General features: G+C 72.4%; 10 protein-coding genes. 2 read left to right on the forward strand and 8 right to left on the reverse strand.

What is annotated here, in order from left to right; all coding sequences use genetic code 11:
• The coding region (locus ABT381_RS21645) for an adenosylhomocysteinase (protein ID WP_351596694.1) at nt 1–887 on the reverse strand (887 nt) is incomplete at its 3' end.
• A 769-nt stretch (nt 888–1,656) separates the two neighbouring features.
• On the opposite strand from ABT381_RS21645, the gene ABT381_RS21650 reads away from it, so the two are divergent.
• A complete protein-coding gene (locus ABT381_RS21650) occupies nt 1,657–3,573 on the forward strand; it encodes a fructose-specific PTS transporter subunit EIIC (RefSeq protein ID WP_467754820.1) in 1,917 nt (638 codons plus the stop codon).
• A gap of 71 nt (nt 3,574–3,644) precedes the next feature.
• Here the strand turns inward: ABT381_RS21650 and ABT381_RS21655 are convergent, their stop codons facing one another.
• The 7 genes from ABT381_RS21655 to ABT381_RS21685 form a co-directional block, all read right to left on the reverse strand.
• On the reverse strand, nt 3,645–4,595 hold the full coding sequence (locus tag ABT381_RS21655) for a cation diffusion facilitator family transporter (protein ID WP_351596697.1): 951 nt from the start codon (nt 4,593–4,595) through the stop codon (nt 3,645–3,647).
• 91 nt (nt 4,596–4,686) lie between these two features.
• Nucleotides 4,687–5,901, reverse strand: a complete 1,215-nt coding sequence (manA, locus tag ABT381_RS21660; protein ID WP_351596699.1) for a mannose-6-phosphate isomerase, class I — start codon at nt 5,899–5,901, stop codon at nt 4,687–4,689.
• 96 nt (nt 5,902–5,997) lie between these two features.
• Nucleotides 5,998–7,143, reverse strand: coding sequence for an SIS domain-containing protein (locus ABT381_RS21665; RefSeq protein WP_351596702.1), 1,146 nt, complete (start codon nt 7,141–7,143; stop codon nt 5,998–6,000).
• A 67-nt stretch (nt 7,144–7,210) separates the two neighbouring features.
• Entirely contained in the window at nt 7,211–7,393 is a 183-nt protein-coding gene (locus tag ABT381_RS21670; protein ID WP_351596705.1) for a Trm112 family protein, read from the reverse strand.
• Between the two features lie 138 nt (nt 7,394–7,531).
• A complete protein-coding gene (locus ABT381_RS21675) occupies nt 7,532–8,890 on the reverse strand; it encodes a phosphomannomutase/phosphoglucomutase (protein WP_351596708.1) in 1,359 nt (452 codons plus the stop codon).
• A 151-nt stretch (nt 8,891–9,041) separates the two neighbouring features.
• Complete coding sequence (locus ABT381_RS21680; RefSeq protein ID WP_351596748.1) at nt 9,042–10,658, reverse strand: L-lactate permease; 1,617 nt, start codon at nt 10,656–10,658, stop codon at nt 9,042–9,044.
• Between the two features lie 262 nt (nt 10,659–10,920).
• Entirely contained in the window at nt 10,921–11,349 is a 429-nt protein-coding gene (locus ABT381_RS21685; protein ID WP_078601067.1) for a DUF3499 domain-containing protein, read from the reverse strand.
• 282 nt (nt 11,350–11,631) lie between these two features.
• On the opposite strand from ABT381_RS21685, the gene ABT381_RS21690 reads away from it, so the two are divergent.
• Nucleotides 11,632–12,114 carry a metallopeptidase family protein gene (locus ABT381_RS21690; RefSeq protein WP_351596712.1) on the forward strand — a complete coding sequence of 161 codons (483 nt, stop codon included), beginning with the start codon at nt 11,632–11,634 and terminating at the stop codon, nt 12,112–12,114.
• Nucleotides 12,115–12,127: the final 13 nt, after the last annotated feature.

Consider the following 12,127-nt stretch of genomic DNA (forward strand, 5'->3'; position numbering starts at 1 on the left):
ATCTCCGTGATGATCACCCGGGCGCCCTGGCCGCGCAGCGACTCCGCACAGCCCTTGCCCACATCGCCGTACCCGCACACGACGGCGGTCTTGCCACCGATCAGCACGTCGGTGGCACGGTTGATGCCGTCGATCAGCGAGTGCCGGCAGCCGTACTTGTTGTCGAACTTCGACTTCGTCACGGCGTCGTTCACATTGATCGCCGGGAAGAGGAGGGTGCCGTCGCGGTGCATCTCGTACAGACGGTGGACACCGGTCGTGGTCTCCTCCGTCACACCGCGGATCTCCGAGGCCAGCTCGGTCCACTTCTTCGGCGACTCGGCCAGGGTGCGGTTGAGCAGCTCCAGGATGGCGCGGTGCTCGTCGCTCTCGGCGGTGTCGACGGAAGGCGCCTTGCCGGCCTTCTCGTACTCGACGCCCTTGTGGACGAGGAGGGTGGCGTCACCGCCGTCGTCCAGGATCATGTTCGGGCCGCCGGTGGGCGAGTTCGGCCAGGTCAGGGCCTGCTCGGTGCACCACCAGTACTCCTCCAGCGTCTCGCCCTTCCAGGCGAAGACCGGGATGCCCTGGGGGGCGTCGGGGGTGCCGTTCGGGCCCACCGCGATGGCCGCGGCGGCGTGGTCCTGGGTGGAGAAGATGTTGCAGGACGCCCAGCGGACCTCGGCGCCGAGGGCGACCAGGGTCTCGATGAGGACGGCGGTCTGCACGGTCATGTGCAGCGAGCCGGTGACGCGGGCGCCGGCCAGCGGCTGCGTGGCGGCGTACTCCTTGCGGATCGCCATCAGACCGGGCATCTCGTGCTCGGCGAGGGTGATCTCCTTGCGGCCGAAGGCGGCCAGGGAAAGGTCGGCGACCTTGAAGTCCTGATCAGTGGCTGCTGTCGTCATGTCGGGCTGCTCCCCGGAGTCGGAGGGTGGTTGCGGTCGGCAGTCTGCGGCGCGGGCAGGCGGGGTGTACGGGCGGGTGTACGCGATGCGGTACGCCCACCTGGACATTCCTGTGACCGGCTTACCCGGTCGTTCGGACATGACCGTCACCGGGGCGGACGTGTCGCTCGGACGTGTCCACCACCGGGACATACCTGTCCCCTGGCCGCAGCACGCAGTCCGTCGGAGGCCCTCTCTCCCTCGGCCGGTCCGCGGTGCGGGCCGACCGACCGCCATCAGCAGCGACGTCTGGCACTGGGCACGAATCTACACCGATCGGCCCAGTGAACCCCAGCCCCTCCGGGAGGGTGCGGCGCGTCACACACGATGACGGGGGACGTCACACCTGACGGTGCGGCGCGTCGCGGAGTACGGCCGCGGGCTGCTTCGGCGCGACGCGTGCGCCCGGGCGGGGAGGAAGCCGCGTGCTGATGTGGCCCCGAGTGGTGGTGACGGGTGGGGCCTGTGTGGGTGGGTTGGAGGGGTGGGGTTCTTGTTGCAGGATGCGGGGTGCGCGGGAACACTTGCACGCTCTTGCGCGGCACATCGTGAGGAGAGAGACGTGACCAGCAGTTCAGCGGTGCCCCCCGAGGGCGCGGGGCCCCCGGGTCCGGAGAGCGCAGACCCCCGGAGCACAGTGCTCGAAGGGGCCGAGGGTGCCGAGAAGGGCGGGCAGGGGCTGCGGCTGCTCGCGGTGACCGCCTGCCCGACGGGTATCGCCCACACGTACATGGCCGCCGAGAAGCTGGCGCAGGCCGCCGAGGCGCTCGGTCACGAGATGAAGGTGGAGACGCAAGGCTCGATCGGGGCCGAGAACGTACTGTCTGACAACGATGTCAGGCGAGCCGACGGCATCATCATCGCCGCGGACAAGAACGTCGACCGCAGCCGCTTCGCCGGCAAGCGGGTGGTCGTGGTCGGGGTGGCCGAGGGCATCCATCACCCCGAGCAGCTGATCGAGCGGGTGCGGACGGCGCCCGTGTACGGCGCGGACGCCGGTACCGCAGCGGGTGCCGGGAGCGGCGCCGCCGCCGGTACGGGTGCGGAGTCCGGCGGCGGCAAGGAGCGCAGCGTCGCCTACAAGGCGCTGATGAACGGCGTCAGCTACATGATCCCGTTCGTCGTGGTGGGCGGGCTGCTCATCGCCGTCTCGCTGGCCCTGGGCGGGCATCCGCAGGCCGACGGCGGGCTCGTGATCCCCGACGGCTCGTTCTGGAAGCACGTCAACGACATCGGGACGATCGGCTTCACGCTGATGGTGCCGATCCTGTCCGGGTACATCGCGTACGCGATCGGGGACCGGCCCGCGCTGGTACCGGGCATGATCGGCGGCTGGATCGCCAATACGGGCGCGCTGTACGACTCCAAGTCGGGTGCGGGCTTCATCGGGGCGATCGTCACCGGCTTCCTGGCCGGGTATCTGGTCCTGTGGATCAAGAAGGTCCGGGTACCGAAGTTCGTCCAGCCGATCATGCCGATCATCGTGATCCCGATCGTGGCCACGACGGCGCTGGGGCTGTTCTTCATCTACGTCATCGGGCAGCCGATCTCATGGGTGTTCGAGCACCTGACCGGCTGGCTGGGCGGCCTGACAGGGTCCAGCGCGGCGCTGCTCGGCATCATCCTCGGGCTGATGATCGCGTTCGACATGGGCGGGCCGGTCAACAAGACGGCGTTCCTGTTCGGCGCGGGGCTGGTCTCCAAGAACCCCGAGATCATGGGCATGTGCGCGGCCGCCATTCCGGTGCCGCCGCTCGGGCAGGGCCTGGCGACGCTGCTGCGCCGCCGGCTCTACAACGACCAGGAGCGGGAGACCGGCCTCGCGGCGCTGTTCATGGGCTGCTTCGGCATCACGGAGGGCGCGATCCCGTTCGCGGCGGGGCGGCCCGCCCGGGTCATCCCGTCCAACATGATCGGCGGCGCGGTGGCCGGTGCGCTGGCCGGCCTGGCCGGGGTGACGGACAACGTGCCGCACGGCGGGCCGATCGTGGCCGTACTGGGCGCGGTGGGCGGCGTCGCGATGTTCTTCGTGGCCGTCGCGGCGGGCACGGTCGTCACCGCGTTGTGCACGGTGACGCTGATGACGATGGCGGAGCGGCGCAACGGTACGGAGGCGCGTACGGAGGCGGTCGGCGCGACCGCGCCGGCGGAGGCCCGTCCGGCTGCCGGGGCCGGGACCGGTACGACTCAGGAAGTCCTCTCCGGCTACCTCACCCCCGCCACCGTCAAGGTCCGGCTCGACGCCACCGAGAAGGAGGCGGCCATCCGGGAGCTGGCCGAGCTGGCGGCCGGGACCGGGCGGGTCGCGGACGTGGACGAGCTGGTGCGGGTGGCGCTCGCCCGGGAGGCGCAGGGCACCACCGGGCTGGGCGAGGAGATCGCGATCCCGCACGCCAAGACGGACGCGGTCACCGCGCCGGTCGTCGGGTTCGCGCGCTCCGCCGAGGGCATCGACTGGGAGTCGCTGGACGGCACGCTCGCGAAGCTGGTCTTCATGATCTGCGTACCGGAGGCCGCGGCGGGCGACGAGCACCTGCGCATCCTCGCCCTGCTCTCGCGGAAGCTGATGGACGCGGACTTCCGGGCGCGGCTGCAGGCGGCGCCGGACAGCGACGCGATCATGACCGTACTCGCCGAGATCCAGTAGGGCACGGCAGCAGGAGACAGAAAAGCGGGCCCCGCACTCAGAGCTCTGAGTGCGGGGCCCGCTGCGCAGGATCAGGCGCCCGGCGCCGGGCTCGTGCCCGAGGCCGCGGCCTCGGCGCTGTAGATGTCCGGCTCCAGGTAGATCACCCGGGCGATCGGTACGGCGGCGCGGATGCGGTCCTCGGCGGCGTTGATCGCGTCGGCGACCTCCGTGGCCGTGTCGTCGTGCTGGACCGCGATCTTCGCGGCGACCAGCAGTTCCTCCGGGCCGAGGTGGAGGGTGCGCATGTGGATGACGCGGGTGACGGTGTCGCCGTCGACGATGGCCGCGCGGATCTTGGCGACCTGGTCGGCGCCCGCCGCCTCGCCCAGGAGGAGCGACTTGGTCTCGGCGGCCAGTACCAGGGCGATCAGTACGAGCAGCGCGCCGATGCACATCGTGCCGATGCCGTCCCAGATCGCGTCGCCGGTGATCAGCGTGAGGCAGACGCCGAGCAGCGCGAGGACCAGGCCGACCAGCGCGCCGAAGTCCTCCAGGAGGACGACGGGCAGCTCGGGGGCCTTGGCGCGGCGGACGAACTGGACCCAGGACTGCTCGCCGCGCAGCGAGTTCGACTCCTTGATGGCCGTGGTGAAGGAGTAGCCCTCGGCGACGATCGCGAAGACCAGGACGCCCACGGGCCAGTACCAGTGCTCCAGCTCGTGCGGGTGCTGGATCTTGTCCCAGCCCTCGTACAGCGCGAAGACGCCACCGATGGTGAAGAGCACGATGGAGACGAGGAAGCCGTAGATGTACCGCTCGCGGCCGTAGCCGAAGGGGTGCTCGGCCGTCGCCTCGCGCTTGGCCTTCTTGCCGCCCAGGAGCAGCAGTCCTTGGTTGCCCGAGTCGGCGATCGAGTGCACGCCCTCGGCCAGCATGGAGGACGAACCGCTGAAGGCGAACGCCACGAACTTCGCTACGGCGATGGCCAGATTGGCGCCCAGCGCCGCGACGATGGCCTTGGTGCCACCTGATGCACTCATGAGTGCCGCATGTCCCTTCCGTCGACCGGGCTTTACTGCCCCTTTAACCACTTGGGAAGGTCATTCTTGCAGCCCGCCCCAGAGGCCTGCATCAGGCCACCACGGTGGCACGGAAGAGCGTGCCCTCGCCGTCGACGGTGATTTCCTCCCCGGCCGGGACGAACGCGGACTCACCGGGCGCAAGCGCCAGTTCCCGCCCTGCGGACGCCGCGCCGGGCGCGTCCCGCAGCACGACCGAGCCCGCCGTGCACAGCAGGACCTGCGGCGTACGGGCGTCCAGCGGCACCGCCGCCGAGCCGGGGGCCAGGGCGTAGCGCGAGAGCCGGAACTCGTCGATCGGCGTCTCGTAGACCTCCTCGCCCGAGGGGCCGGCCTCCGGGCGCAGCACGCCCGCGTCGCCCGCCTCGAAGCGGACGACGCGCAGCAGTTCGGGGACGTCCACGTGCTTCGGGGTGAGGCCGCAGCGCAGCACGTTGTCGGAGTTGGCCATCAGCTCGACGCCGAGGCCGTTGAGGTACGCGTGCGGGATGCCGGCGCCGAGGAAGAGCGCCTCGCCGGGCTGCAGCGTCACGTAGTTGAGCAGCATCGCGGCGATCACGCCGGGGTCGCCCGGGTAGTGGTGGGCGATCGAGGCGTACGCGGCGTAGGACTCGGCGTGCGGGCCGCCGGCCCTGCCCAGGCGTTCGGCGTGCGCTGCCGCCTCGCCGACGGTCTCGGCCATGGCGTGCTTGTCGGCGGTGAGGACGGCGGTGAGGACCTCGCGGAGCGCGTCCTCCTCGGGCCCGGCGCGCAGGATGTCGACGTACGGCTTGAGGCTGTCGACGCCGAGCCCTGCGAGCAGCTCGGCGGCCTCTTCGGGGTGCCGGAAGCCGCACAGGCCGTCGAAGGGGGTGAGCGCGCAGATCAGCTCGGGCTTGTGGTTGGCGTCCTTGTAGTTGCGGTGCGGCGCGTCGAGGGGCACGCCGCGCCGCTCCTCGTCGGCGAAGCCCTCCTTGGCCTGCGCGAGGTCGGGGTGGACCTGGAGGGAGAGCGGGGAGCCGGCCGCGAGCAGCTTCAGCAGGAAGGGCAGGCGGGGGCCGAAGGCGCGTACCGATTCGGGGCCGAGCTCGTCCTCGGGGTCCTCGTCGATGATCTCGGCCAGGGACTGCGGGCCGAGGCCCCGGTCGACGCGGGACGGCGCGCCGGGGTGGGCTCCCATCCACATCTCCGCCTGCGGCTCACCGGTCGGCTCGACGCCGAGGAGGTAAGGGATCGCGGTCGTGGAACCCCAGGCGTAGGGGCGCACGGTGTTGGTGAGGCGGTCCATGGCGGGCGGACTCCTGTAGTGGTCGATAGGGGCGACAGGGGGCGGTGGGGGGTGGCGGAGGGGCGGGGCAGCGGTCGTGCCGCACACCGCCCCGCCTCATGATCCCTCGGCTCCGGCGAGCGCCAGGTAAACGGCGGCGAAATCCGTGGTGGCCAAGAGCTGTGCGGCGTTCTCCAGGGGGCTGCCGTCGCTCTCCGCTTCCAGCTCGCTGACCGGTGTGTCCCGCTCCAGGGCCAGGTCGCGGGCGGCGTGCGCGGCGGACAGCGGGCCCGGGGCGCCCTCGCGGAGCAGCAGGGCACGGGCGTGCAGCGCCTCGGGCTGCTCCACCCGGTCGCGGAAGAAGTCGTCCGGATCGGCGCCGGCCGCGAGGGTGCCGGCGAGCAGCATGCCGTGCGCGGTGAGCGCTTCGGGGAGCTCGGCGGCGAGCGCGGGGCGGCCCGCGAGGCCGGTCAGTACGGCGGCGAAGTGCCGGCCGACGGCCCCGGAGACCGGGCCCTCGGTCCAGATCAGCGGGAGGCTGTCGGCGAGCTCGGCGGCGAGGGTCTTGGCCGGGTTGCTGTACGTGGCGGTGGCCGGGCCGCAGTGCTCGGCGACCTGGTCGAGCCGGTCGGCGAGCCGGGCCAGCGCGTCGGCCGGGGCGTCGAGCAGGCCGATCCGGTCGGCGAGCGAGAGCAGCGGGGTGAGCAGCGACCAGAGGGTGCCGGGCGCGGCCGGCGGCGCGCCCTCGACGTCGAACTCGCCGTCGTACGAAGTGGTGGCGAGCGGTACGGCCAGGCCGCGGGCCTGCTCGATGGCGTCGGCGAGCGGGCTGCCGGCCGGGGTGACGCCCACGATGGAGCAGCCCCGGCGGTAGGCGTTCTCGACCAGCTCCGCCAGGCCCGCGTCGGCGCCGTCGGGGCCCGCGACGAGCAGCAGGTCCAGCGGGCCCGTCCAGCCCGGCAGGGTCCAGCGGAGCGCGCCCGGGACGGGGGCCACGCCGGTGGGCCGGATCAGCGTCACCGGGCAGCTGCCGCCGCCGAGGGCGCCGAAGAGGTCGGCGACACAGGGCGCCGCGGGGCCCGGGCCCGCCACGAGGACCGTGCGGGGACGGCCGTCGGGCGTGAGGTCCGGTATGCCGGCCTCGGCGGCGTTCCGCGCGGCGGTGCGCACGCGGGCGCCGGACTCGGCCACGGCACGCAGCAGGCCGTACCGGTCCGCCTCGGCCAGGGCCTCGGGGGCGTCGAGGAGTGACTCGTCGAGCATGGTGTGCTGCCTTCCGGTCGCCGGGCTTGGCTGGGCGGAGCGGCGGGCCGGCCTGGGGCGAGGGCGCTCAGGCCGGTCGGCGGGCCTCGTCCACGAGGAGGACGGGGATGCCGTCGCGTACGGGGTAGGCGAGGCCGCAGCCGCTGCCGGTGCACACCAGCTCGGCGGGGTCGTCCGCGGACTTGTCCGCCAAGGGGGCGTGGCACGCCGGGCAGGCGAGGATCTCGAGGAGGCTGGCTTCGACCGGCATGGAGACGACCCCTTCAGGGTGACGATGTGTTTCCCCTCGTCAGGGTACCGCCGGGCGGCGGTGAGGGGTGCTTTTGGGCGGCCGGCGGCGGGCTGTGGCCGCCGCCGGCCGCCCTTCGGGGCAGGTGCCGACGCGAGGCTATCCGCGGACGACGGCCAGGACCTCGTCCTGTACGCGCGCGACCGTGTCCGCGTCCCGCGCCTCGACGTTCAGGCGCAGCAGCGGCTCGGTGTTGGAGGGGCGGAGGTTGAACCACCAGTCGGCGCTGGTCACGGTGAGGCCGTCCAGTTCGTCCAGCGTCACGCCCGCGCGGCCCTCGTAGGCCGTCCTGATGGCGGCGAGCCGGCCGGCCTGGTCGTCGACGGTGCTGTTGATCTCGCCGGAGGCCGCGTACCGGTCGTACTGGGCGACCAGCCCCGACAGCGGGCCCTCCTGGCCGCCGAGCGCGGCCAGCACGTGCATGGCCGCGAGCATGCCGGTGTCGGCGTTCCAGAAGTCGCGGAAGTAGTAGTGCGCGGAGTGCTCGCCGCCGAAGATCGCGCCGGTCCTGGCCATCTCGGCCTTGATGAAGGAGTGGCCCACGCGGGTGCGGACGGGCTTGCCGCCGCTCTCCTTGACGACCTCGGGGACGGACCAGGAGGTGATGCAGTTGTGGATCACCGTGGAGCCGGGGTCCTTGGCCAGCTCTCGGGAGGCGACCAGCGCGGTGATCGCGGAGGGGGAGACCGGGTCGCCGTTCTCGTCGACGACGAAGCAGCGGTCGGCGTCGCCGTCGAAGGCCAGGCCGATGTCCGCGCCGGTCTCGCGGACGCGGGCCTGGAGGTCGACGATGTTCTTCGGGTCCAGCGGGTTGGCCTCGTGGTGGGGGAAGGTGCCGTCCAGCTCGAAGTACATCGGGTCCAGCTCGATCGGCAGGCCCTCGAAGACGGTGGGGACGGTGTGGCCGCCCATGCCGTTGCCCGCGTCCACGACGACCTTCAGGGGGCGGATGCCGGAGAGGTCCACCAGGGAGCGCAGGTACGCCGCGTAGTCGCCCAGGACGTCGCGCTGGGTGACGGAGCCGGTCTCGGCGACGGGCTCGGGCGCGCCCTTCTCGGTCCACTCCTCGACCAGGGCCCGGATCTCGGCGAGGCCGGTGTCCTGGCCGACCGGCGTCGCGCCGGCCCGGCACATCTTGATGCCGTTGTACTGGGCCGGATTGTGCGAGGCGGTGAACATCGCGCCCGGCAGGTCGAGCTCGCCGCTCGCGTAGTACAGCTCGTCGGTGGAGCACAGCCCGATCTCGGTGACGTCGGCGCCGCGCGCGGCGGCGCCGCGGGCGAACGCGCGCACCAGGCCCGGCGAGGAGGGCCGCATGTCGTGCCCGATGACGATCGCCTCCGCCTCGGTGACCTGGGCGAACGCCGCACCGAACAGCTCGGCGAGGGTCTCGTCCCACTGGTCGGGGACCACACCGCGCACGTCGTACGCCTTCACGATCTGCGACAGATCAGCCACAGCCACCCTCCTGAGGTTCTCTTCGGGAACCCCAAGCTACCGGGAAGATCTGTGGGCCCGCCGTGAACCGTCGGTGAACGGCGGCCCGTACGGCGGCTTCCGGCCCGAAACCGACGGTCGGAAGCGGGTCGGCGGGGCCCGGAGCCGCCTCTCAGGGCAGCATCCAGCCCAGTACCGCCGTGCTCTGCGCCAGCACGATCAGGCACATCACGAGGAGCAGCAGCAGGCTCCAGGGGAGGACCTTGCGGAGCAGGTCACCCTCGCGGCCCGCGAGGCCGACGGCGGCGCAGGCGATGGTGAGGTTCTGCGGGGAGATCATCTTGCCGAGGACGCCGCCGGAGCTGTTGGCCGCGGCGAGGAGTTCGGGCGAGAGGCCGGACTGCTGGGCCGCGGTGACCTGGAGGGCGCCGAAGAGGGCGTTGGCGGAGGTGTCGGAGCCGGAGACGGCGACGCCGAACCAGCCCAGTACGGGCGAGAGGAAGGCCAGCCCGGCGCCGGCCGCGGCGACGAAGTGGCCGATGGTGGCGGCCTGGCCCGAGAGGTTCATGACGTAGGCCAGGGCGAGGACGGATGTCACGGTCAGGATGGCGAACCGCAGTTCGTGGACGGTGGCCAGCCACTCCTTCGCGGCGGCGCGCGCCCGAACGCCCAGCACGGCCGCGGTGATCAGGCCCGCGAGGAGGACGAGCGTGCCGCCGGTGGCGACCAGCGGGAGCGTGAAGACGTTGCCGCCGACCGGCTTGCCGTCGGGGCCCGCGACGTCCAGCAGCGGCCAGTCGAAGGCCTGGGTGGCCGCCGCCGCCCAGCCCTTGAACGGCGGTATCTGGGCGAGCGAGAAGATCACGATGATCAGGCCGTACGGGGCGTAGGCGCGGACCGTCTCGCGGCGGCTGTCGCGCACGTCGAGGTCCTCGCTGCGGGCGCCGGTCAGGACGGCGGCGCGCACGGCGGCGGTGGCGGGGCGCCGGGCGGCGGGCACCGCGACCAGCGCGGCGGCGCCGATCAGCGCCGCGCCGATGTCCGCGAGCTGTGCCGAGACGTAGTTGGCGGCGGCGAACTGGGTCGCGGCGAAGGCCACGCCGCAGGCGAGCGCGGGGAGCCAGGTCTCGCGCAGGCCGCGGCGGCCGTCCACCAGGGCGACGAGGAGGAGCGGGACGACGAGCGCGAGGAGGGGGGTCTGGCGGCCGACGACGGAGGCGACGGAGTCCAGCGGGAGGCCGGTGACCTGGGCGAGGGTGACGACGGGGGTGCCCATGGCGCCGAACGCGACGGGGGCGGTGTTGGCGACGAGCGCGACGACCGCCGCCTTGACGGGGGCGAAGCCGAGGGCGACCAGCATCACGGCGCTGATGGCGACGGGCGCACCGAAGCCCGCGAGGGCTTCCAGGAGCGCACCGAAGCAGAAGGCGATGACGAGCGCCTGGATACGGGGGTCGTCGGAGAGCCGGGAGAAGGAGCGGCGGAGCACGTCGAAGTGCTGGGTGCGGACCGTCATCCGGTACACCCAGAGGGCGTTGACGACGATCCACAGGATGGGGAAGAGCCCGAAGACGGCGCCCTGCACCGCGCTGGAGAGGGCCTGCGACACGGGCATCCCGGAGCCGGCGCAGGCGGTGAGCAGGGCGACGGCGAGGCCGATGAGGCCCGCGCGGTGGGCGCGCATCCGTACGGCGCCGAGCAGGACCAGGACGGTGATCAGCGGCAGGGCCGCGACGAGCGCGGACAGGGCGAGCGAATCGGCGATCGGCTGAAGCTGCTGGACGAACACTCCGGACATGCGGCGGCCTCCCCGGCGGCGTGGCGGCTCCCCCGTTCCTTCCGGCATGCGGAAGGCGATCTCGCAGGAGTGGAGGAATGGTCGTGTCCGCGCCAAGCCGGAGTCAATGGGCCGTCAAGAAATGACGGTTGGTCAGAAGTGATCGCGTGTCAGAAAAGAACGCGCCCCGGAAAAGGCCGGAAACCGACGGCTGTTGGTCCGTGCAGCCTCGGACACAGGCTCTGTTGAGCCGTGCCGCCCCGGAAGCGGGCTTTCAGGAGTCCGGGGAGCGGAGCACACGGAGATGACCGCGGCGGGCGACCTCCATGGGGTCGGCCTCACGGGGGCCTGCCGCCTCGGGACCGCCGACCGTACGTTCCTGCGGACGCGCCGCTTCCCGCACCGCGTTGGCGAGTGCTTCGAGGTCGTCACCGCTCGGCTGGACCGCTCCGGGATCGGCGGCCAGCCGGACGACCTCCCAGCCGCGCGGCGCGGTCAGGCGCTCGGAGTGCTCGGCACACAGGTCGTAGCAGTGGGGTTCCGCGTAGGTGGCGAGCGGGCCGAGCACAGCGGTCGAATCCGCATAGACGTACGTCAGCGTTGCGACGGCGGGACGGCCGCACGCAGTGCGCGAACAGCGACGTACAGGGCTCACGACGTTGGACGGTACCGCACTCTTGAGCGGGCCGCGACGACTCTCCACGACCTCACCCGGCCGTGTCGTCCCGGTTCGCCCGACCTGTCTGACCTGCGCACGCTCGGGCTGACCTGCGTCGAGAACCCGTTGCCGCCCGAGTGGAGGCGATGATTCCCCTCCGCACTCCAGTCAATTCGTGTCATTTCGCGGGCGTTACGCGAGCGTTCGGCGGTCATATCGCCCCGGATGAACGAACGGAACAGAACTCGGACCGATCAGTGAGCGACATGAGGCGGACGGGGCAAGAGTTCGGCCGTCCCCGGCCCGCGGCGGCTACGCTCGTGATTGATGGACAGCCCCGTACCTCCCCCGGCCGGTGCCGGGGGCAACCCCAGCCCGACGGAGCCGCGTCCGCGCCGCCGCGACCGCCACGGCCGCGGGATGCGCGGCCCGATCGCGCCGCCCCAGGTACCGCTCTCGGTGAGCCGTGCCGACGCCTTCGTCGACCTCGTGCACGACTCCGTGGAGCGCCTGGAGCGGCGCTGGCCGCAGCTGTCGGAGGTGGAGTTCTCGGTGCGCGACGTGCCGCGGCTGGGGCCCGGCGGGGACGAGGGGCTCGCGGCGGACGAGGACACGGTGCCGCTGGGCAGGCTGCTGCCCTCGGAGGCCGGCCGCCGGGACCGGATCGTGGTCTACCGGCGCCCGGTGGAGATCCGTACGAAGAACCGCGAGGAGCGCGCGCTCCTCGTCCACGAGGTCGTCGTCGAACAGGTCGCGGAGCTGCTGGGGCTGGCCCCGGAGTCGGTCGACCCGCGGTACGGGCAGGACTGAAACGGGCCCCTCG

The sequence above is a fragment of the Streptomyces sp. NPDC000151 genome (assembly GCF_040301705.1).
In the GTDB taxonomy this organism is placed as follows: Bacteria; Actinomycetota; Actinomycetes; order Streptomycetales; family Streptomycetaceae; genus Streptomyces.

What these genes read in the sequence shown, in the direction of transcription:
- ABT381_RS21655 (WP_351596697.1), bottom strand. Translation starts at nt 4,595, where the DNA reads ATGAGTGCATCAGGTGGCACCAAGGCCATCGTCGCGGCGCTGGGCGCC.
- ABT381_RS21665 (WP_351596702.1), bottom strand. Translation starts at nt 7,143, where the DNA reads ATGCTCGACGAGTCACTCCTCGACGCCCCCGAGGCCCTGGCCGAGGCG.
- manA (WP_351596699.1), bottom strand. Translation starts at nt 5,901, where the DNA reads ATGGACCGCCTCACCAACACCGTGCGCCCCTACGCCTGGGGTTCCACG.
- ABT381_RS21650 (WP_467754820.1), top strand. Translation starts at nt 1,657, where the DNA reads ATGGCCGCCGAGAAGCTGGCGCAGGCCGCCGAGGCGCTCGGTCACGAG.
- ABT381_RS21670 (WP_351596705.1), bottom strand. Translation starts at nt 7,393, where the DNA reads ATGCCGGTCGAAGCCAGCCTCCTCGAGATCCTCGCCTGCCCGGCGTGC.
- ABT381_RS21690 (WP_351596712.1), top strand. Translation starts at nt 11,632, where the DNA reads ATGGACAGCCCCGTACCTCCCCCGGCCGGTGCCGGGGGCAACCCCAGC.